Raw genomic sequence first — 20,798 nt, 5'->3', positions numbered from 1 at the left:
TTGCGCCCTGGCAGCTGTCCCTGGCGTGCAGCTTGCCGGGCATCGAGGGCTGGGCCAGGCTGGCCGGCTGCCGAGGTGTGGTCACCGTCTGCCGCAAAAAACAAAAAGCCCTGCAGACATAGACTGCAGGGCCTGGTGGGCGGGCTGGGAACTACAGTGTCTTGAAGACTTCGCGTGCCGCTTCAATGGTGCGGTCGATGTCTTCGTCGCTGTGCGCGGCGCTGACAAAGCCTGCCTCGTACAGTGCCGGAGCAAAGTAGTGGCCGCGCTCCAGCATGCCGTGATAGAACTTGTTGAAGACCTTGCCGTCGGTCTTCATGACCTGGGCGTAGTGCGTGGGCAGCTCGGGCAGGAAATAGAAGCCGAACAGCCCGCCTTGCCAGTCCACGCTGAAGGGAATGCCGGCGGCATTGGCTTCGGCCTTCAGGCCCTGCATCAGGTGGCCGGTCTTGAGGTGCAGCTCGGCGTGGAAGCCGGGGCGGCTGATCAGCTCCAGCGTCTTCAGGCCGCAGGCCGTGGCAATCGGGTTGCCCGACAGCGTGCCGGCCTGGTAGACGGGGCCCAGCGGCGAGAGCTTTTCCATGATCTCGCGGCGCGCACCGAACGCCGCCATGGGCATGCCGCCGCCGATGACCTTGCCCATCACGGTGATGTCGGGCGCAAAGCCTTCGATCTCCTTGGCATACAGGCTTTGTGCGCTGCCCAGGGCGACGCGAAAGCCGGTCATGACTTCGTCATAGATCAGCAGCGCGCCATGCTCGCGGGTCAGCTCGGAGATGCGGCGGGTGAAGTCCACCGAGGCGCGCACAAAGTTCATATTGCCGGCAATCGGCTCCATGATGACGCAGGCGATGTCGCTGCCCATCTTGGCAAAGGCCTCGTCGAGCTGGGCGATGTCGTTGTACTCCAGCACGATGGTGTCCTTGGCCACATCGGCGGGCACACCGGCCGAGGACGAGGCGCCGAAGGTAGCCAGACCCGAGCCGGCCTTGACCAGCAGCGAATCCGCATGGCCGTGGTAGCAGCCGTTGAACTTGATGATCTTGTTGCGGCCGGTGTAGCCGCGCGCCAGGCGCAGCGCGCTCATGCCGGCTTCGGTGCCGGAGCTGACCAGGCGCACCATGTCCATGCTCGGCACGAGGGCGCGGATCTTCTCGGCCAGCACCACTTCGCGCTCGGTGGGGGCGCCAAAGCTGAAGCCTTCGAGCACTGCGGCCTGCACGGCCTCGACCACTTCGGGGTGGCCATGGCCCAGGATCATGGGGCCCCAGCTGCCGATGTAGTCGGTGAACTGCTGATCGTTCTGGTCCCAGAAATAAGCACCTTGCGCACGCTTCACGAAGCGGGGAGTGCCGCCCACGGCGGCAAACGCGCGCACGGGCGAGTTCACGCCGCCGGGGATCACGCCCTTGGCGCGCTCGAACAGTGCAGTATTCAGATCAGTGTTTTGTGTCATGGGAAGGAATCACAAAGCCTTCAATCGGCTTGGAGTCGGGTTCGTCATCGGTGGAGTCTTCGGCCTGCTCGTCTTCGGACTCCTCGTCCTCGGTGGGCTGTGCCCAGAAAAGACGATCCGGCAGATAGTGGCCCATGCCGGGGCGAAAGCCTGCATCCAGGCTGTGGTCCAGGTATTCCAGCGCCTCCAGGGTCGCAGCACCCAGGTCGTTGCCGGTGGCCAGCAGGGCCGTGATCGCTGCGGACAGCGTATCACCGGCACCTGTGAACGTGGCGTCAAACATCTCGTACTTGCTGTTGCCCAATACGGACTGGGCCGTGGTCAGCACGTTGTCCACGAACTGGTCGGGCAGGGGGATGCCGGTCACCAGCACATAAGGCACTTCCAGTGCCTCGGCGGCCATGGCAATGTCGCGCGCCGTGGGCGCACGGCTGTTTTCCCAGTCCGGCAGCAGCCAGCGCCACAGCGTGTTGTGGTTTCCAACCAACACCGAGGTTTGAGGCAGGACAAGCTCCTTGAACGCATCGAGGTACTGATCCTGCTTGTCGTCCTCCCACCAGGACAGGTCCGGCATGTAGCTGATGATGGGAATGTCGGGGTAGTCCGAGGAGATCGTGGCAATGGCGGCCAGGTTGGCAGGACTGCCCACGAAGCCGACCTTGATGGCGGTGACGGCAATGTCCTCCAGCACCATGCGTGCCTGCTCGGTCACCGCGTCGTCGTCGAGTGCAAAGTGCTCGTAGATGCGCGCCGTGTCTCTGGCGTAGGCGCCGCAGGCCACCGGCAGCGCATGACCGCCGATGGAGGAGATGGTGGCGATGTCGGCCGAGAGTCCGCTGGCTCCGCTGGGGTCACTGCTGTTGAAGGACAGCACGCAGACGGGAGCGGATTCTGTCGCTTCTTCCTGGCGGGTGCGGCGAGGGGGGGGGAGGAGATGGGATTCAATGCCATGGCGCACCCCAGTTTGCACCCGGGAATGCAAGGGTGGGAGCCGGGGTTGTGACTAGATACAATCGTTGCATTCTATGTGAAGCCCCTTTAAGCTGTGACTGACCCTAAAACCTGGATGTGTTTGACCTGTGGCTGGCTCTATGACGAAGCCCAAGGCTGCCCCGAACATGGAATTGCTCCGAACACCCGCTGGGAAGATGTGCCCATGAACTGGACATGCCCGGAATGCGGTGCGCGCAAAGAAGACTTTGAAATGGTGGAAATCTGAGTGCCTCAGACACTCGATTCCATTGACGACCGAATTGGGAGGGATTTCACCGTGACAGCATCTGCTGCGCCTTTGCGCGTTCTGGTCGTGGATGACAGCAATACCATCCGCCGCAGCGCTGAAATTTTCCTCAAGCAAGGTGGTTACGAGGTTCTTCTGGCCGATGACGGCTTCGATGCCTTGTCCAAGGTCAACGACTACCAGCCGCAGCTCATCTTCTGCGACATTCTGATGCCCAAGCTCGACGGCTATCAGACCTGCGCCATCATCAAGCGCAATGCGCGTTTTGCCAATACGCCCATCGTGATGCTGTCATCCAAGGACGGTGTCTTCGACAAGGCCCGTGGACGCATGGTGGGCTGTCAGGACTATCTGACCAAACCCTTCACCAAAGATCAATTGCTGCAAGCCGTACAACAGTTCGCGCTGCAAGCTGCAGATGTGGGAGCTGCATGATGACAATTCAAAAAGTTCTGGTCGTTGACGATTCCAAGACGGAGCTGATGGCTCTGAGCGATATCCTGCAAAAGCAGGGCCTGCAGGTGCGCACTGCGGAAAACGGCGAGGAAGCCATGAAGCGCCTGGCCGAAGACAAGCCAGACCTGATCCTGATGGACGTGGTCATGCCCGGACAAAACGGCTTTCAGCTGACGCGCGCCATCTCGCGCGATCCCCTGTATGCCGATGTGCCCATCATCATGTGCACCAGCAAGAATCAGGAAACCGACCGGGTCTGGGGCATGCGTCAGGGCGCACGTGGCTATATCACCAAGCCCGTGGATGCCGCCGAGCTGCAAGCCAAGATCGCCGCTCTGTAACGAGCTGCGCTGCTTATGGCGAACCGCGAAGCCCTCCGAGATCTTCAATCCCGTCTGGCCGGGCGCCTGCAGGCAGCACGCAGCGAAGGCGTCAGCGTGGCTGCCTGGCTGGCAGTGCAGGCTGGCGGACGGGACTATTTGCTGCCGCTGAACCAGGCGGGAGAGATCTTCCCCTGGACCGGCGTTCAGCCCGTCCCCTACACACAGGCCTGGTTTCTGGGCATCGCCAATCTGCGCGGTTCCCTGATGGGCGTGGTGGACCTGGCTCAGTTGCTGGGCCATGGCAATGTCCGCAATGAGCAGGAGCTGATGGATTGCAGCCTGCTGGCCTTCAACCCGGCTCTGGAGGTCAACGCGGCCCTGCTGGCCGATCGTCTGCTGGGCCTGCGTGCCGCCGACGCTTTTTCCAGGTCCGAGCCCGCGCCTGAGCACTCCCCGAGTTTCTTTGGAGCCGTCCATATCGATGCGAGCGGCCGCCGCTGGCAGGAGCTGAAATTGCAGCCCCTGTCTCAAACCGCCAAATTTTTGAGCATTCGTGCTTGAGGTTCCTGGATACAGCGCTATGTCCTTTGCACAGAAAATAAATCAGTTGTTCCGACGCAAGCCCATCGCGGCAGCCGCCAGTGGTGATAGCAGCATGATGGGAGACACGGTCGTACAGGATCTGTATGACGGCTCGCTCAACAGCGTGCAGGGGGCACCTTCCGTCTTCGGCGTCGAGGAAGCCGGTCGTGCGGACGAGCTGGTGAGCCTGCCCATTCTCGGCACGGCCACGACGGCCAAGCACCAGCGCACCCTGTTCACCCTGCTCGGTGGCTCGGTGCTGGTGCTGGTGGTGCTGTCGGCCTGGATGCTGCGCGAAGCCAGCAACTCCAACCAGCAGCTGGCGGCAACCGGCCAGGCGCTGATGCAGTCGCAGCGTCTGGCCAAGTCGGTCTCCATCGCCATGACGGGGGCCGCTCCTGCGTTTGCCGACGTCAAGGACAGCGCCGGCGTTCTGGCGCGCAACGTGCGAGCGCTGGCTGCCGGCGATTCCGACCTGGGCGTGAATGCGCTGGGCGGCGGCTTGCAGGACGAGCTCAGCTCCATCAGCACCCTGATGGAGCGCGCGGAAAAGAGTGCGGGGCTGATTCTCGGGCAGCAAAAGACGCTGACCCAGGTGGGCGACGCGCTGCGCACCATCAACCGTCAGTCCTCCGATCTGCTGGAAACCGCGGAAACCATTTCTTCGCTGAAGCTGCAGCAGGGTGCCGGTGCGGCCGAGATCTCTGCTGCCGGCCAGCTGGTGATGCTGACCCAGCGGATTGCCAAGTCTGCCAATGAATTCCAGACCCTGGAGGGCGTGAGCCCCGAGGCTGTGTTCCTGCTTGGCAAGGACTTGAACTCGTTCAAGGAAATCTCCGAAGGTCTGCTCAACGGCAGCGCCGAAATGCGGCTGTCGGCGGCACGCGATCCCCAGGTGCGTGAACAGCTCGAGACGCTGATCAAGCAGTACGACGACACGCGCACGCAGGCCAGCGCCATTCTGGGCAATCTGCAAGGTCTGGTGTCGGCCCGTGAAGCGCAGGCCAGCATCAACAACGACAGCGAACCGCTGCGTCAGCAGCTGGAGCAGCTGCAGACGGCTCTGCAGGGACTGGGCGGAGCCAGCATGCTGCAGCTGGCGCTGCTGGCCGTGGCCATTCTGGCCGCAGTTCTGAGCGGTATCGGCATCTCGCGCGTGCAGCTGCTGGACAGCCGTGCGCGCCAGCAGGAAGCCGAGCGCCATCAGGTCGATGCCCGTTTGCAGGAGCAGGAAGCCAAGCGCATCAACGACGCCAACCAGGCCGCCATTTTGCGTTTGATGAACGAGCTGCAGTCGGTGGCCGAAGGCGACCTGACGCAGGAAGCCACCGTGACCGAGGACATCACCGGCGCGATCGCCGACTCGGTGAACTACACGGTGGAAGAGCTGCGCGCGCTGGTGGGTTCGGTGCAGAACACCGTGACCCGAGTGGCCCAGACCACCGAACAGGTGGACGTCACCTCGACCGAGCTGCTGGCTGCATCGAACGAGCAGCTGCATGAAATTCGCGAGACCGGCAAGTCGATTCTGGACATGGCCGGCCGTATCAACAACGTCTCGGCCCAGGCGCAGGAATCGGCCCAGGTGGCCCGCCAGTCGCTGCAGGCTGCGGACTCGGGTCTCAAGGCCGTGCAGAACGCCATCGGCGGTATGAACTCCATCCGCGATCAGATTCAGGACACATCCAAGCGAATCAAGCGCCTTGGCGAATCGTCCCAGGAGATCGGTGAAATCACCGAACTGATTTCGGACATTACCGAGCAGACCAACGTGCTGGCGCTGAATGCCGCCATTCAGGCCGCGTCCGCCGGTGAAGCCGGTCGCGGCTTCTCGGTGGTGGCCGAAGAAGTGCAGCGTCTGGCGGAGCGCTCTGCCGACGCCACGCGACAGATTGCCGCGCTGGTGAAGGCGATTCAGACCGATACCCAGGATGCCGTGGCCGCCATGGAGCGTTCTACCCAGGGTGTGGTTGAAGGAGCCCGTCTGTCCGACTCGGCGGGTACCGCACTGTCTGAAATCGACAGCGTGTCGCGCCGACTGGCCGAGCTGATCGAGCAGATTTCCCACTCCACTTCGCGTGAAGCCAATATGGCCAACGGCGTGGCGGAAAACATTCAGCACATTTTTGCCGTGACCGAGCAAACCGGCGAGGGCACTCGTACCACGGCACAGCAGGTGCGCGAGCTCTCCCATATGGCCGAAGAGCTGCGTCAGTCCGTTTCCCGATTCAAGATTGCCTGATTTGACTGGCTCTTTCTCTCGTAAAAATGCACGACCCTTGAGGGTTAAGGAACTAGAGCATGTCAGTGGTTGACGACTCGCCAATACGTGCAGCCATGTCTGCAACAGCAGAGCAGGATCTGGGGCCGCTGGCCTGGGTGCTCGATGAAGTGCGCAAGTCGCTGGAGGCAGCGTCCAAGGCGGTGAACCGTTTCATGCGCGATGCGGATGCAGCCCGTTTGTCTGATCTTGAGGAGTTGGATACATCGGCGCTGCGCATTGCTCGCCAGCAACTGCACCAGGCCTGCGGCGCCCTGGAGATGGTGGGCGTCACCGCTCCGGCGCAGGTGATGCGCAGCATGGAAGCTGCGGTCAACCGCTTCGTGCAGCGCCCCGAATACTGCACGCAGGAAGCGGCGACCACGCTGGAGCGCACGCATTTTGCGCTGATGGAATTCCTGGAGGCCGTGCTGGCCGGTCAGCAGGTCTCTGCCGTAGCCTTGTTCCCCCAGTATCGTGAGACCCAGGTGCTGGCCGGCAACGACAAGGCACACCCGGCAGACCTGTGGCCTGCGGAGCGCCGTGCGCGCGAGCCCCGCTGGAGCGGAGCCATGCCCGAGCCTCTGGCCTATGGCCCGCATGCACGCGCCATGCTGGACGGCGTGGTGCTGCGCATGGTCAAGAGCGACGACCGGGAGGCAGCTGCGCAGATGTGCGAGCTCTGCCGGCGCTTTGCCGCCGCTCAGTCCGAAGATGTGGCAGCGCGCAGTTTCTGGAAGATTGCCGCAGCTTTCTTTGATGCTCAGGCTCGCGGTCTCATCACTGCCGACATCTACGTCAAGCGCATGGCCTCGCGCGTGCTCATGCAGTACGCCAGCATGGCCAAGGGCGACAGCCTGCCGCCCGCCCGACTGCTGCAGGATTTGATGTTCTTTTGCGCGCAGGCCAGGCCCCGCGAGCAGGCCGGCGAGAGCCTGAAGGCCGTGCACGAGGCCTATGCCATGGAGCACATGCCGGTGGTGGACTACCACGTGGCGCGCTATGGGCGTTTCGATCCCTCGGTGCTGGTGCAGGCGCGCAAGCGCATTGCGGCCGCCGCCGAAACCTGGTCAGCGGTCGCCGGTGGCGACCGCAGCAAGATCCGGTCCATGGCCGAGCAGTTCGGGCTGGTGTCCGAGTCGCTGGTCAAGCTGCAGCCTGTCAGCCACGGTCTGGCGCGCGCGCTGATTCGTGTCGCCGAGACGGTGGAACGCATCGGCGAGCCACCACCGGCCGAGCTGGCCATGGAGGTGGCGACCGCAGTGCTCTATCTGCAGGCCAGCTTCATGACCGCCGGGCATGACGACGAGATACAGGCCGCCCAGTCCAGCGTGCTGGTCCAGCGTCTGGATGCGGCGCTGCATGGCGCGCAGTCCGAGCCGCTGGAAATCTGGATGGAGGAGCTCTACCGTCAGGCCAGCGACCAGCAGACCATGGGATCGGTGGTGGGCGAGCTGCGCATCACCCTGGGTGAGGCCGAGAAGCAGCTGGATCTGTTCTTTCGCAACCCCTCCGATACCTCGGTGCTGGCCTCGGTGCCGGGCCAGATGGCGCAGATGCGCGGCGTGCTGTCGGTGCTGGGCTTCGAGCAGGCCGCGACCGCCATGCAGCGCATGCGTGACACCGTCGAGCATCTGATGCTCGGCGAGGTGACGATCGAGAATCAGCCCCGTATCTTCGAGAAGCTGGGCAGCAGTCTGGGTGCCATGGGCTTTCTCATCGACATGCTCAGCTACCAGCGCAATATGGCGCGCAAGCTGTTTGTCTATGACGAGGAAAAGGACGAACTGCGCATCGTCATGGGTCACAGCCGCAGTCGCGGCCCCGAAGCTTTCCGGCCGACCGTGGATATTCCCATGGAGGGCGTGCCGTCTGCGCAGCCTGCGGCCGCAGCGGTTGCCACAGCGGCCATCCCAACAGCTGCAGCGGCCATCGAGCCTTCGGTCGCTGCACCGCCGCCGCCCGCCGAATTGCGGCCTGCGGCGCAGCCGCAGCCCTTGCAGGCGCGGCTCACAGACGACGAGGACACCCCGGCCTGGGCCGCAACCGAACCAGGTGCCTTGCCCGACTTCGAGGCAATGCCTGCACCTGTTGTGGCCGAGCCGGCGGTGGCAGGCTCCGATGCCCTGGCCGATGCCATGGCCCAGGTGTTTGCGGACATGCAATCGGGCAGGCCGGCAGCGGATGATGCCGTCACCGCCTCCCATTCCGGCCAGGATCTGGCCGGCCCGAGCAGCGCAGCAGTTGCTGCGACAGAGCCCCTGTCTGCGTCCGCCGAGCTGAGTGCCGAAGCGCTGGACGGCGACGATGAACTGCTGTCGATCTTCCTGGAGGAAGCCCGTGAAGTCGTGGATAACGGCTTGCAGGCCCTTCAGGCTCTGGCCGATGAGCCCGGCAACCTGAGCGAGCAGACCACGCTGCGCAGGGCGTTTCACACGCTCAAGGGCAGCTCGCGCATGGTGGGGCTGGATGAATTTGGCGAAGCCGGCTGGGCCATGGAGCAGATGCTCAATGCCTGGCTGGCAGAGCAGCGGCCCATGCCGCAGGCCATGCAGCAACTGGCTCAGGATGCCCTGAAAGCCTTTGCCGCCTGGGCCCGGGATATTGAGAGCCGGCAGGCGCAGAACTGGTCGGCCACGGCCTTCCGAGCTGCCGCCGACGCCATGCGTCTGCAGGGCGAGCGTGCCGACGTGGCCCTGGTTCCTCGTCGCGCGGAGCGCATGGAGCCGGTGTGGGACGCAGCCGAGGCGCAGGCCGCTGCAGCGCACGCGCACGCGCCAGTGCCAGTGCCAGTGCCGGAGCTGCCCCCCGCGCTGGCCGCCGAAGTGCAGGAGTGGCCGCAGGAGTTCGAGGCCGAGGCTGCAGAGCACGGCTCCGATGCCCTGACTGCCCGGAGCGAGCCCGCATTTGCCATGCCGGAACTGGACTTCTCCCTGGAGGAGCTGCCTTCCGTGCCCGGGCAGGAGTCTGTTCCTGAACCCGAGGCGGCAACGACCGACTTTGCCTTGCCGCAGCTGGATATTCCCGACGATCTGCTGCTGCAGCTGGCGGCCCCGGAGCTGCTCGACGCATCCGCGCTGCCCACGCTGGAGTCGGAAGGCGAGCCTGCGCCAGAGCGGACCGAAGATGCGGCTGCCGATGCTGTGATCGAGGCTCAGTCGTCGCCAGAGCAAAGCAGCAGTGCGGACGAGGTGCAGGAGCTGGACTTCGCCGCCTTCGAAGCGGCCATGCGCGAAAGCGAACAGGCTGCCATCGCCGTGCAGACCGCGCTGGAGGCGGATACGGCCCCCGTGGATACGGCCTCCGCTGAGACAGCCTCCTTTGAGACGGCCTCTGCTGAGGCGGCTTCCATGGACACGGTGGCCGAGTTGCCGTCCGCAGAGGCCGTGCTTGAGCTGGAGGCGATTGAAGCCTTGCTGGATGGCGTGCCCGAGCCAGTCATGGTCGAAGAGCCGCTTCAGGCGGCAGAGCCCGAAGTCCCGGCGACGGAGCCGTCGCCCGAGCAGACAGCCGAGCCGGACGACGGCTATCGCAATATCGACGGCCTGCGCATCAGCGCAGCGCTGTACAACGTCTATCTGAACGAAGCAGACGACTGGTCCGAGCGTCTGGGCGAGGTGTTGCAGCAGTGGCTGCAGGAGCCCGGCGAAGCCATTCCCGACGATGCGATCGCGCTGGCGCATTCGCTGGCAGGCAGCTCCGGCACCGTGGGCTTCAAGGCCTTGTCGGAGCTGGCACGTTTGCTCGAGCATGCACTGCTGCATCTGCAGCCTCAGGGCTACGCCAGCGCGCTGCAGATTCAGCAATGCCTGAGCGCGTCCGATGAGGTGCGTCGTCTGCTGCATCAGTTTGCGGCGGGCTTTCTCAAGGAGGCCTTGCCGGCCGTCGAAGAAGTGCTGCGCGAAATTCTGGACACCCCCATCGATGCCAGCGCTCTGGGCGAGTCGGTCGATCTCGAGCCAGTCGATCTGGCCGGGCTGGACGAGGCAGAGTGGCCCGAGGTGCAGGTGCTGCAGCAGCCCGCCGACCTCAAGGATTTGCCGCTGGATTTTGCCGCCGAGCTATCTGGGGAAGCGGCTTTGCCCCAGCTTTGCGATGCGGGTGCCGTGGAGCCCGCCGAGGAAGCCGTGAATGCAGCGGCCGCCGATCCGTTGCTGGATGTGGCGCCGCCTCCAGCCCAGCAGCCGCCGTACTCCATGGTGCCTGCCGGAGGCAGCGTGGAGCATGAGGCCGAGCTGCAACGCCGCATTGATGAAGCCATCGCGCTGGCGGTGCATGCCGGTGATGACGAAGACGACATCGATGTGCTCGATCAGGTCGATCCCGACCTGTTCCCCATCTTCGAGGAAGAAGCCATCGACCTGTTGCCCAAGCTCGGCGCTGCACTGCGCCGCTGGCATGGTCGTCCGGCGCTGGATGAAGCCCGTAACGAAGTCCTGCGTGCCCTGCACACCATCAAGGGCAGCGCCCGCCTGGCGGGTGCCATGCGCATGGGCGAAATGGCCCACCGCCTGGAATCGGCGGTGGAACGCATCGATCAGGAGCGTCCCGCTGCCGACGCGATAGAGCCGCTGCTGAGCAGTTTCGACGCTTTGCAGGCCAGCTTCGATGTGCTGCGCATGGCCGGCGAGCAGGAGCCCGAGCAGCCGCTGGCGCAGCTGGACGACCACCTGGCACAGGCAGCGCTGCATCTGGGTGCGGCAGAGACCGAGGCGACGCCGACCGCGACGGCTGCCGGGGCCGGCGAGAAGAGCGCCGCAGAGACCGCGCAGGCGATTCAGCTGCCGGCGCCGGTGGTGCCACGCGCCGCCTCGCAGCAGACCGTGCGCGTGCGTGCCCAGCTGCTGGACCGCCTGATTTCCCAGACCGGCGAAGTGTTGATTGCGCGCTCGCGTGTCGATGCGCGTCTGTCGCAGGCCCGCTCGGCGCTCCATGATCTGACGGGCAACCTGGAGCGTCTGCGCACGCAGCTGCGAGACATCGAGGTGCAGGCCGAAAGCCAGATGCAGTCGCGTCTGGCCCTGTCCAAGGACACGGCGGCCGGTTTTGACCCGCTGGAGTTCGACCGCTTCACGCGCGTGCAGGAGCTCACGCGCATGATGGCCGAGTCGGTCAACGACGTGGCCACCGTGCAGCGCAATCTGCAGCGGGATCTGGCGGCAGCCGAAGACGATCTGGTGGCCCAGGGCCGGCAGGCGCGCGATCTGCAGCGCGATCTGCTGCGCACGCGCATGGTGGAGTTCGACTCCTTTGCCGAGCGACTGTATGCCGTGGTGCGCCAGACCTCCAAGGAGATGGGCAAGCAGGTGCGCCTGAACATTCTGGGCGGCACCATCGAAATGGACCGCGGCATGCTGGAGCGCATGATGCCGGCCTTCGAGCATCTGCTGCGCAACTGCGTGGCTCACGGCATTGAATCGCCCGAGCAGCGCGAGGCGCTGGGCAAGCCGGCTGTCGGCACCATCGAGATCGTGCTGAGCCAGGAGCGCAACGACGTGGCACTGTCGGTGGAAGACGACGGCGCCGGGCTGGACCTGGAGCGGATTCGCAGCAAGGCCCTCAGCCTCAAGCTGTGGACTGATGAGCGTCCCATGACGCTGGAAGATGCGGCGCGCCTGATCTTCGAGCCGGGCTTTACCACGGCCAGCGAGGTGACGGGCGTTGCCGGTCGCGGCATCGGCATGGATGTGGTGCGCTCCGAGGTCAACGCCCTGGGTGGTCGTATCGAGACCCATACCGAGCCCGGCAGAGGCAGCGCCTTCCGTCTGGTGCTGCCGCTGACGACGGCCGTGACCCAGGTGGTGATGCTGCGCATGGGGGCCGTGTCCATGGGCGTGCCCGCCAATCTGGTGGAAATCGTGCGCCGCGTACCTGTCGATGTGCTGGAGCAAAGCTATCGCAGGCAGGAGTTCCAGGACGGCAGCGAAGTCATGCCTTTTTACTGGGCCGGCGCGCTGTGGCAGACCTCGCTGCGCAGCGAGGAGAACCTCGGCCGCACGCGCCCGGTGGTGATTGTGCGCAGTGCCTCGCAGCGCGTGGCGCTGCATGTGGACGAAGTGCTGGGCAACCAGGAAGTGGTGATCAAGAACCTGGGCCCGCAGCTGTCGCGCCTGCCGGGCCTGACCGGCATGTCCGTGCTGCCCTCGGGTGCTGTCGTGCAGATCTACAACCCGGTGGCGCTGGCCAACGTCCATGGCGAGCATGTGCGCGCCATGCTGGCCAGGGCCGAGCAGGCGGCCGCCGAAGGCGGCCAGCAGGCCGAGGCCGGGGGTGTCGATCTGTTGGGCGCCGATGCCGCGCAGACCACGGTGCCGCTGGTGCTGGTGGTGGATGACTCCATCACCGTGCGCCGCGTCACCCAGCGTCTGCTGCAGCGCGAAGGCTACCGCGTCACGCTGGCTGCCGATGGCCTGCAAGCCATGGAGCGTCTGCAGGACGAGCGCCCGACCCTGGTGCTGTCGGACATCGAAATGCCGCGCATGGACGGTTTCGATCTGCTGCGCAATATCCGCGCCGATCAGACGCTGGAAGGCCTGCCCGTGGTCATGATCACTTCACGCATTGCCCAGAAGCACCGTGAAATGGCCCGTGATCTGGGCGCCAATCACTATCTGGGCAAGCCCTATTCCGATGAGGAACTGCTGGGCCTGATCCGGCATTACGCGCTGCAGCGCAGCGGTCCTGCACCCGAGCGCAGCCCGCTTGGCGGGCCTGCCGAGGAGCCAGGAGTGGCGGTCGAATAAGCGCTGCTCCTGATAAGGAAGCGGCTTGCGCCAGTCAGTATTGCATTTCAGGTTGATATAAGTCTGAAATGTAGGATAGGCTTGCGCAAGCCGCTTCTTTTTTTGAACGGGTGCCGACTGAGCACCTGACAGCCTCGTGTAAAGCAGCATGTACTGTGCCTTGGGGCAGGACCGTCACAGGGCCGGAAGGCAGGAGGCAGATCAGGACTCCTTCTTGAGGATTCCGTAGCGTGCCAGGGTTTTCTCCCGCGCTGCCGCATGATCCACGACGGGCAAGGGATAGTCGCGCCCCAGTGCGATGCCTGCTTCGGCCAGTTCCAGCGGCTTGGCCAGCCAGGGGGCATGCCGCAGTTTGGCCGGCAAAGGCGTCAGCTCGGGGACGTAGCGCACGATGAACTTGCCCTCCGGATCGAACTTCTCGCTCTGGGTCACCGGGTTGAAGATGCGGAACCAGGGCTGGGCATCGCAGCCCGTGGAGGCCGCCCATTGCCAGCCGCCGTTATTGGCCGCCAGATCGAAGTCATTGAGCTTTTCGGCGAAATAGGCTTCGCCCCGGCGCCAGTCCAGACCCAGGTCCTTGACCAGAAAGCTGGCCGTGACCATGCGCAGCCGGTTGTGCATATAGCCGCTGGTATTGAGCTGGCGCATGGCGGCATCGACCAGCGGGTAGCCGGTGCGGCCTTCGCACCAGGCGGCAAAGAGGGCGTCGGCTTCGGCTCCCGTCTCCCATTCGATAGCGTCATAGGCTGGCTTGAAGCTGCGTTCCACGACATAGGGCTGGTGGGCCAGGATCTGGAAGTAGAAGTCGCGCCAGATCAGCTCGCTGAGCCAGGTGGCCGCCCCTTCACGCGCTGCGGCAGACCAGTCCTCGTGGTGCGCCGCCTCATGGGCGAGCCGGGCCAGCTCGCGTATCGAGACGGTGCCGAAGCGCAGATGGACGCTGAGATAGCTGGGCCCCTTGAGGGCAGGAAAGTCGCGCGCCGCCTTGTACTGCGGCAGGCGCGGCAGAAAATCGGCCAGCAACCGGCGTGCTCCGCTGACTCCGGTGGGCAGGCGCAGGCCGGCCAGCGTGTCCGGAGCGAATCCCAGATCCGCAGCCGAGGGAATCGTGCGGCGCTCGGTGTCCGGCAGGTCGGCCAGCTTGCTCGCCAGATCGCGCTCGCTGGGGTAGGCCGAGAGATAGAACGGCGTGATTTTTCGCAGCCAGGCGTTCTTGTAGGGCGTGAAGACCGAAAACGGCGACAGGCTCTGGGTCAGCACCTCGTCGCGCGCAAAGATGCGGTGGTCCTTGAAGCGCAGCAGCAACTGCCCCTGGCTCTTGAGGCTGCGCGCCACCTGGGCATCGCGGGCAAGAGCCGCCGGCTCGTCGTCGTCGTTGCAGAAGACCGCACCCGCGCCCAGCTGCCGGGCCAGGGCCGGGATGATGTCCTGGGGCAGGCCGCGCCGCGTGATCAGCCCTGTCTGCGGGCGCCCCGTGGTCTCGCGCAGGGCCGCATCCAGCTCGGCCAGACTCTGGCAGATGAATTCCACGCGGCGGTCGGCGCGTGGCAGGGCGGCAAGAATGCTGTCGTCGAAGACAAAGACGCAATACAGCTTTTCACATTGCTGCAATGCATGATAAAGGGCCGCGTTATCGGCCAGGCGCAGGTCGCGCCGCAGCCAGATCAAGCCCACAGGGTAAGAAGGAGTCATGGATCGCCAGTAAAATCGCTGTATGTCTGCAGAATCTGCGCCTATCAACTTGACGCACCACTTCCTGATTGCCATGCCCGGCCTGGAAGATGAGTCGTTTTCGCGCAGCGTTGTTTACCTGTGCGAGCATAGCGAGCGTGGCGCGCTCGGTCTGATTATCAACAAGCCCTCCAAGCTCAGCCTGCAAGGCCTGCTGCAAAAAGTGGATTTGGGTCTCAAGCGCGATGATTTGCGCGATCAGCAGGTCTTTACCGGTGGCCCGGTACAGACCGATCGCGGCTTTGTGCTGCATGAGCCCATGGTCATCGAAGGTGCGCCCGAGAACGAATCGGCCTATGCCTCGACCATGACCATTCCAGGCGGTCTGGAGATGACCACGTCCAAGGATGTGCTCGAAGCCCTGTCGGACGGTGCCGGCCCCAAGCGCGTGCTGGTCACGCTGGGCTATTCCTCCTGGGATGAAGGCCAGCTCGAATCCGAAATCGGCGAAAACGCCTGGCTGACCGTGGAAGCCGACCCCGAGGTGATCTTCAGCACCCCGGTGGACGAGCGCTATGACCGTGCTCTGGGCCTGCTGGGTCTGCAGCGCTGGATGCTGTCCCCTGAGTCGGGTCGCGCATGAACGATATTTCCTCTTCCAACAAGGCCGCCGATGCGGCCTTTTCCTCGACTTTTTCCTCGGCCGACAATGCGGCTGCCAGGCCTGCAGCGGCGCCCGCACCGCAAAAGCCCGAGGTGCCGGCCCATTTCCAGCAGTTCCTGGGCTTTGACTTCGGCATCAAGCGCACGGGCTGCGCCTCGGGCAACCGCGTGCTGGGCGGCGCCAACCCGCTGCCCACCATCAGGGCCGACGGGGCGGATGCACGCCTGGCCGCAGTGGAAAAGCTGATCCGCGAGTGGCAGCCCAATGCCCTGGTGATAGGCGTTCCCTACCATCCCGATGGCGCGGCGCACGAGAACACGGCACGGGCCCTGAAATTCGGCCGCCAGCTCAGAAGCCGCTTCAAGCTGCCGGTGTATGAGGTGGACGAACGCTACAGCACGACCGAAGCCCTGGCGGGTGGCGCACGCGACGCCGACGCGGCTTCGGCCTGCATCATTCTTGAACAGTTTTTGAGGAGTCTCCCATGAGTGAAACCATTGCAGGAAACCAGCCGGGACAAGGCAGCCTGATCCTGGACGCCGAAGCCCTGTATAGCGAGCTGCTGCGCGGTGTGCAGCGCATCATGGGCCCCAATACCCGTCTGGCGGGCATCACCTCGGGCGGTGCCTGGCTGGTCGAGCGCCTGCACAAGGATCTGAATCTCAAGGGCAAGCCCAGCGTGCTGTCTTCCTCGCTGCACCGCGACGATTTTGCCCAGCGCGGCATGGCTTCCAGCGCTCAGACCCAGATCGCCTTCGATGTGAACGGCGCCGATGTGCTGGTGCTGGACGATGTGCTCTACACCGGCCGCACCGTGCGTGCCGTGCTCAACGAACTCTATGACTACGGCCGTCCCGCCAGTGTGCGACTGGCCGTTCTGGTGGACCGGGGAGGGCGCGAGCTGCCCATCCAGGCCGACTTTGCCGCAGCGCGCGTGGCGCTGCCGGCCGACCGTTCCCTGGCGCTGGCGCGCGACGAGAGCGGTGTTTTCCACTTCCGCATTCAAGAGGCCTGATCGTGCTGTACAAGCGCAACCCACAACTCAACAAGAACGGCGAGCTGATCCACCTGCTCTCCACCGAAGGCCTGTCCAAGGACATCCTGACCCAGATTCTCGACACGGCCAGCAACTTCGTCAGCGTCAACGACCGTGAAGTCAAGAAGGTGCCTCTGCTGCGCGGCAAGAGCGTGTTCAATCTCTTCTTCGAGAACAGCACGCGTACCCGCACCACCTTCGAGATTGCGGCCAAGCGCCTGTCGGCCGACGTGTTCAACCTGGACATTGCGCGCAGCTCGGCCAGCAAGGGCGAGACCCTGCTGGACACCATCGACAATCTCTCGGCCATGGCGGCCGACATCTTTGTCGTGCGCCACAGCGAGTCCGGTGCTCCCTATCTGATCGCCAAACATGTGGCGCCGCATGTGCATGTGGTCAATGCCGGCGACGGCCGCCATGCCCACCCCACCCAGGGTCTGCTGGACATGTACACCATCCGCCACTACAAGCAGGATTTCTCCAATCTGCGCGTGGCCATCGTGGGCGACGTGCTGCACTCGCGCGTGGCGCGCTCGGACATCCACGCCCTGACCACGCTCGGCGCTGCCGAGGTTCGCGTGGTCGGCCCGCGTACCCTGGTGCCCTCGGACATGGCCAGCATGGGCGTGCGCGTCTTCCACAATCTGGAGGAGGGCATCAAGGACTGCGACGTCATCATCATGCTGCGCCTGCAGAACGAGCGCATGAGCGGGGCGCTGCTGCCTTCGAGCCAGGAATACTTCAAGAGCTTCGGCCTGACCGAAAAGCGCCTTGAGCTGGCCAAGCCCGATGCCATCGTCATGCACCCCGGCCCCATCAATCGCGGCGTGGAGATCGACTCCGCCGTGGTGGATGGCCCGCAGGCCGTGATCCTGTCGCAGGTGACCTTCGGTATCGCGGTGCGCATGGCCGTCATGTCCATCGTCGCGGGGAACGAGGCTTGAACACCCCCTGAGCCGCTGTGCGGCTTCCTCCTCTCTCGCAAGGCGGGAGGGGGACGACATCCTCGCGTCGGGACGGCCCTAGCTCGGTGTCCCGTGCGAAAGTCGACGAAGCAAACGGCAGTTGCTGGTGGAGACGGTTTTTAGAGATATTTTTATAGCTGCTGGCGCTTATGGGATAAGGGCTGGTGGCCAATTTGGTGCCAAACCATGAAAATTCTGATTCGCAATGGCCGGGTGATGGACCCGGCACGAGGTTTTGACCAGCAGGCCGATATCGCCATCGATGGCAGCGTGATCGTCGCCATCGGCACGGTGCCCGATGGCTTTGTGGCCGAGCGTGAAATCGACGCCTCGGGCCAGTGGGTGCTGCCCGGTCTGGTGGACCTGGCCGTGCGCCTGCGCGAGCCCGGCCACGAGCATGAAGGCATGCTGCAGTCCGAGATGGCGGCTGCCGTGGCAGGCGGCGTGACCAGCCTGGTCTGCCCGCCCGATACCGAGCCTGTGCTCGACGAGCAGGGCCTGGTGGAAATGCTCAAGTTCCGTGCCGAGAAGCAGCACAAGTCGCGTCTGTTCCCCATGGGGGCGCTGACCGTAGGCCTCAAGGGCGAAACGCTGACCGAGATGGCCGAGCTGACTGAGTCCGGTTGCGTGGCCTTCGGCCAGGCGGACGTGCCGCTGTCCAGCATCACCACGCTGAGCCGTGCGCTGAGCTACGCCAACACCTTTGGCTATGCCGTGTGGCTGCGCCCGCAGGACAAGGATCTGGGCAAGGGCGTGGCCGCCAGCGGCGCGCTGGCTACCCGCATGGGTCTGGCCGGGGTGTCCGTGGCGGCAGAGACGATTGCGCTGCACACCATCTTCGAGCTGATCCGTGGCTCGCAGACCCGGATTCACCTGTGCCGCATCTCCAGCGCCGCAGGCGTGGAGCTGGTGCGTCGAGCCAAGGCCGAAGGCCTGAACGTGACCGCCGACGTGTCCATCAACTCGCTGCTGTTGACCGAGAACGATATCGGCTACTTCGACAGCAGCGCCCGTGTGGTGCCCGTGCTGCGCCAGCAGCGCGACCGCGATGCACTGTCTGCCGCACTGGCGGACGGCACCATCGATGCGCTGGTGTCCGATCACTGCCCGGTGGACGAAGACGCCAAGGTGCTGCCTTTTGCCGAAGCCGAGCCCGGTGCGACCGGCGTGGAGCTGCTGCTGTCCATCGCCGTGAAGTGGAGCCGCGACTACAAGGTGCCGCTGAACCGCGCACTGGCCGTCGTGACTTCGGCGCCCGTGGCCGTGCTGGGTAGTGCGCTGGGCGAACAGCAGTCCCTGCTGGGACGGCTCAGCGTGGGCGGCGTGGCCGATCTGTGCATCGTCGACCCCGAGGCTGAGTGGACGGTCGATCCCAAGGCGCTGCAAAGCCAGGGCAAGAGCACTCCCTTCAATGGCTACGAGCTGCCCGCGCGCGTGGTAACGACTATCGTTGACGGCGCTGTCGCTTATCAGAGATAAGCACCCCCTGAGGCGCTTTGCGCCTTCCCCCTCTCTCTACGCGCTTCCCGCTAGGGGAGGGGAACGACAGCCTCGCTGCGGGGCGGCCCTTGCTCGCTGTCACTTTGTTGGTGTGCGTCGGTTTTAGGCGTTATCCGTTTCAAGTTGCTGCATCTCCTCTGAGTTGAGTCGCTAAACTTCCTGGAAATCATGGCAAACGGCTTGCACAAAATCAGAACCGGCTTGCGCGCAGTCTGGCGCGGACTGCGTCTGCTGGCCCATGTGGCCAAGGGCACCTGGATCGTGGCGTTTCGCTTTCCGCAGCTGCACTACCAGCAGCAGCACGAGCATGTGCAGGCCTGGGCCGCAGCGCTGCTGTTGCGCGCCGGGGTGCAGCTGGAGGTCAGAGGCCTGCCGCCAGCCAAGGGGCCGGTGCTGATGGTCAGCAACCATATCTCCTGGCTCGATATTCCCCTGCTGCATGCGGCACGCCATTGCCGCTTTATCTCCAAGTCCGACGTCAAGGGCTGGCCCATCATCGGCACGCTGGCGACGGCAGCGGGCACGCTCTACATCCAGCGCAGCTCGCGCCGCGATGCAGTGCGCATGGTGGGCGCCATGGAAGAGGCCTTCAAACGCGGCGAAATCCTGGCCGTCTTTCCCGAGGGGACGACGGGCGACGGGCGCAGCCTGCTCTCGTTTCACTCCAATCTGCTCGAGGCTGCCGTGCAATGCGATGCGCCGGTGCAGCCCGTGGGGCTGCGCTTTGTCGACGGCACAACCGGCGGCACCAGCTATGCCGCCACTTATGTGGGCGACGAGACCCTGCTGGGCTCCATCTGGCGCGTGCTTTGCTCGGAACAGCTGATTGCCGTGGTGCATTACGGCGAGGCAGAGACTGCCCAGGGGCGCGACCGCCGCGCCTGGGCCAAGGACCTGCACACCGAGGTGGACAGGCTGCGCCAGAACTAGGTGCTCTGCCGGCGCTTTCCGCAGCCGCTCAAACCCGTGTAGGCTGCGCGCATGCACGCCAGAGTTTTGCGCTATCTCGATGAAGTGGTCCGCCGCGGCTCCATCCGCAAGGCGGCCGAGTACCTGCATGTGGCTCCCACGGCCGTGAACCGGCAGATCCTCGATCTGGAGGCCGAGCTGGGTGCGCCGCTGTTCGACCGCATCCACAATCGCCTGCGTCTGACGCCTCTGGGTGAGATGGTGCTGACCCATGTGCGCAGCACCTTGCGCGAACATGCAGCGCTGTGCGAACGCATTGCCGACTTCAAGGGCATGAGACGCGGCGAGATCACGGTGGCGGCGACGTCCGGCCTGGCGGGCTCCTTGCTGCCATCGCTGGTGCATGACTTTCGCAGCAGCCATCCGGGGATGGTCGTGCGTGTCATCGACCTGCCCATACAGGCCATTGTGTCTGCCGTGGAAGCAGGGGAGGTGGACCTGGGTCTTGCCTACGATCTGGCTCCGAGACCCGGTTTGCGCATGCTGGCAGCCAGCGAATGGCAGATCGGAGCCATCCTGCCGGTCAAGCACCCACTGGCCCATCAGTCGTCGCTGCTGCTCAGCGAATGCGTGGGTCATCCGCTGATTCTGCCGGCACCGGCCCTGACCATACGCAGTCTGCTCAACGAAGCCTTCGCGCGCAGTGCCATCGAGGTGACGCCGGTGGCCGAGTCCACCTCCATGGCCCTGATACAGCGCCTGGTCATGCTGGGCGAAGGCATTGCCCTGCTCAACGCGCTGGATGTACTGGAGGAGCTGGATCGCGGCTCGCTCAGTTTCGTGCCTCTGCGCGACGCACATCTGCAGCGCCAGACCCTGATGCTGTTTGTGCGCAAGGGCGCGGAGCTGAGTGCCGCCGCAGCACTCATGGCGGCAAGCATCGAATCCGCGCTGGCGCGGCTCTACGCGAGAAAACACTGATTCTTTGTCCAC

The 20,798-nt window shown here is 64.6% G+C and carries 16 protein-coding genes; 13 read left to right on the top strand and 3 right to left on the bottom strand.

Annotated elements, in window-relative coordinates:
* Positions 1-151 precede the first annotated feature (151 nt).
* Both hemL and FSY59_RS18795 read right to left on the bottom strand, forming a co-directional pair.
* On the bottom strand, positions 152-1,456 hold the full coding sequence (hemL, locus tag FSY59_RS18800) for a glutamate-1-semialdehyde 2,1-aminomutase (RefSeq protein ID WP_148729054.1): 1,305 nt from the start codon (positions 1,454-1,456) through the stop codon (positions 152-154).
* A complete protein-coding gene (locus FSY59_RS18795; RefSeq protein WP_148729484.1) occupies positions 1,440-2,402 on the bottom strand; it encodes a bifunctional hydroxymethylpyrimidine kinase/phosphomethylpyrimidine kinase in 963 nt (320 codons plus the stop codon). The genes hemL and FSY59_RS18795 overlap by 17 nt, the downstream gene beginning before the upstream one ends.
* A gap of 120 nt (positions 2,403-2,522) precedes the next feature.
* On the opposite strand from FSY59_RS18795, the gene FSY59_RS18790 reads away from it, so the two are divergent.
* From FSY59_RS18790 to FSY59_RS18765, 6 genes are read left to right on the top strand one after another with little or no spacing between them, the layout of a single operon-like run.
* Complete coding sequence (locus tag FSY59_RS18790; protein WP_034399566.1) at positions 2,523-2,675, top strand: rubredoxin; 153 nt, start codon at positions 2,523-2,525, stop codon at positions 2,673-2,675.
* A 51-nt stretch (positions 2,676-2,726) separates the two neighbouring features.
* Positions 2,727-3,131, top strand: coding sequence for a PleD family two-component system response regulator (locus FSY59_RS18785; protein WP_003051508.1), 405 nt, complete (start codon positions 2,727-2,729; stop codon positions 3,129-3,131).
* Entirely contained in the window at positions 3,131-3,493 is a 363-nt protein-coding gene (locus FSY59_RS18780; RefSeq protein ID WP_003051510.1) for a PleD family two-component system response regulator, read from the top strand. The genes FSY59_RS18785 and FSY59_RS18780 overlap by 1 nt, the downstream gene beginning before the upstream one ends.
* 15 nt (positions 3,494-3,508) lie before the next feature.
* Positions 3,509-4,036, top strand: coding sequence for a chemotaxis protein CheW (locus FSY59_RS18775; protein WP_003051512.1), 528 nt, complete (start codon positions 3,509-3,511; stop codon positions 4,034-4,036).
* A gap of 19 nt (positions 4,037-4,055) precedes the next feature.
* Complete coding sequence (locus FSY59_RS18770; RefSeq protein ID WP_148729053.1) at positions 4,056-6,299, top strand: methyl-accepting chemotaxis protein; 2,244 nt, start codon at positions 4,056-4,058, stop codon at positions 6,297-6,299.
* A 59-nt stretch (positions 6,300-6,358) separates the two neighbouring features.
* Positions 6,359-13,060, top strand: a complete 6,702-nt coding sequence (locus FSY59_RS18765) for an Hpt domain-containing protein (protein WP_148729052.1) — start codon at positions 6,359-6,361, stop codon at positions 13,058-13,060.
* Between the two features lie 201 nt (positions 13,061-13,261).
* Here FSY59_RS18765 and FSY59_RS18760 read toward each other — a convergent pair whose 3' ends face one another.
* Positions 13,262-14,752, bottom strand: a complete 1,491-nt coding sequence (locus FSY59_RS18760) for a deoxyribodipyrimidine photo-lyase (protein WP_043375082.1) — start codon at positions 14,750-14,752, stop codon at positions 13,262-13,264.
* 22 nt (positions 14,753-14,774) lie between these two features.
* Here FSY59_RS18760 and FSY59_RS18755 point away from each other — a divergent pair, with 22 nt between their 5' ends.
* From FSY59_RS18755 to FSY59_RS18725, 7 genes are all read left to right on the top strand, one after another.
* Complete coding sequence (locus FSY59_RS18755) at positions 14,775-15,374, top strand: YqgE/AlgH family protein (protein ID WP_003051525.1); 600 nt, start codon at positions 14,775-14,777, stop codon at positions 15,372-15,374.
* Positions 15,371-15,883 (top strand): Holliday junction resolvase RuvX, encoded by a 513-nt coding sequence (gene ruvX, locus FSY59_RS18750; RefSeq protein ID WP_003051526.1) that lies wholly within the window; start codon positions 15,371-15,373, stop codon positions 15,881-15,883. The genes FSY59_RS18755 and ruvX overlap by 4 nt, the downstream gene beginning before the upstream one ends.
* Entirely contained in the window at positions 15,880-16,410 is a 531-nt protein-coding gene (pyrR, locus tag FSY59_RS18745; RefSeq protein ID WP_003051528.1) for a bifunctional pyr operon transcriptional regulator/uracil phosphoribosyltransferase PyrR, read from the top strand. The genes ruvX and pyrR overlap by 4 nt, the downstream gene beginning before the upstream one ends.
* A 2-nt stretch (positions 16,411-16,412) precedes the next feature.
* Entirely contained in the window at positions 16,413-17,375 is a 963-nt protein-coding gene (locus FSY59_RS18740) for an aspartate carbamoyltransferase catalytic subunit (protein WP_003051536.1), read from the top strand.
* Between the two features lie 207 nt (positions 17,376-17,582).
* Positions 17,583-18,875: a dihydroorotase gene (locus FSY59_RS18735; protein ID WP_043375077.1), complete on the top strand. Its 1,293-nt coding sequence runs from the start codon at positions 17,583-17,585 to the stop codon at positions 18,873-18,875.
* Between the two features lie 189 nt (positions 18,876-19,064).
* On the top strand, positions 19,065-19,826 hold the full coding sequence (locus FSY59_RS18730; RefSeq protein ID WP_148729051.1) for a 1-acyl-sn-glycerol-3-phosphate acyltransferase: 762 nt from the start codon (positions 19,065-19,067) through the stop codon (positions 19,824-19,826).
* Between the two features lie 51 nt (positions 19,827-19,877).
* The gene (locus FSY59_RS18725; protein WP_019042988.1) at positions 19,878-20,786 is read left to right on the top strand and encodes a LysR family transcriptional regulator; all 909 of its coding nucleotides are present in this window, start codon (positions 19,878-19,880) and stop codon (positions 20,784-20,786) included.
* The last annotated feature ends 12 nt before the right edge of the window (positions 20,787-20,798 follow it).

This window comes from Comamonas sp. Z3 (assembly GCF_008121565.1).
Taxonomy (GTDB): domain Bacteria; phylum Pseudomonadota; class Gammaproteobacteria; order Burkholderiales; family Burkholderiaceae_C; genus Comamonas; species Comamonas brasiliensis.
Note: the sequence above shows the minus strand (reverse complement) of the source record. Positions and strands in the feature narration are given on the sequence as shown.

Coding starts and splice junctions, on each gene's coding strand:
- hemL (WP_148729054.1), bottom strand. CDS start 1,456: ATGACACAAAACACTGATCTGAATACTGCACTGTTCGAGCGCGCCAAG.
- FSY59_RS18790 (WP_034399566.1), top strand. CDS start 2,523: ATGTGTTTGACCTGTGGCTGGCTCTATGACGAAGCCCAAGGCTGCCCC.
- FSY59_RS18780 (WP_003051510.1), top strand. CDS start 3,131: ATGACAATTCAAAAAGTTCTGGTCGTTGACGATTCCAAGACGGAGCTG.
- FSY59_RS18775 (WP_003051512.1), top strand. CDS start 3,509: ATGGCGAACCGCGAAGCCCTCCGAGATCTTCAATCCCGTCTGGCCGGG.
- FSY59_RS18770 (WP_148729053.1), top strand. CDS start 4,056: ATGTCCTTTGCACAGAAAATAAATCAGTTGTTCCGACGCAAGCCCATC.
- FSY59_RS18765 (WP_148729052.1), top strand. CDS start 6,359: ATGTCAGTGGTTGACGACTCGCCAATACGTGCAGCCATGTCTGCAACA.
- FSY59_RS18760 (WP_043375082.1), bottom strand. CDS start 14,752: ATGACTCCTTCTTACCCTGTGGGCTTGATCTGGCTGCGGCGCGACCTG.
- FSY59_RS18755 (WP_003051525.1), top strand. CDS start 14,775: ATGTCTGCAGAATCTGCGCCTATCAACTTGACGCACCACTTCCTGATT.
- ruvX (WP_003051526.1), top strand. CDS start 15,371: ATGAACGATATTTCCTCTTCCAACAAGGCCGCCGATGCGGCCTTTTCC.
- pyrR (WP_003051528.1), top strand. CDS start 15,880: ATGAGTGAAACCATTGCAGGAAACCAGCCGGGACAAGGCAGCCTGATC.
- FSY59_RS18735 (WP_043375077.1), top strand. CDS start 17,583: ATGAAAATTCTGATTCGCAATGGCCGGGTGATGGACCCGGCACGAGGT.
- FSY59_RS18730 (WP_148729051.1), top strand. CDS start 19,065: ATGGCAAACGGCTTGCACAAAATCAGAACCGGCTTGCGCGCAGTCTGG.
- FSY59_RS18725 (WP_019042988.1), top strand. CDS start 19,878: ATGCACGCCAGAGTTTTGCGCTATCTCGATGAAGTGGTCCGCCGCGGC.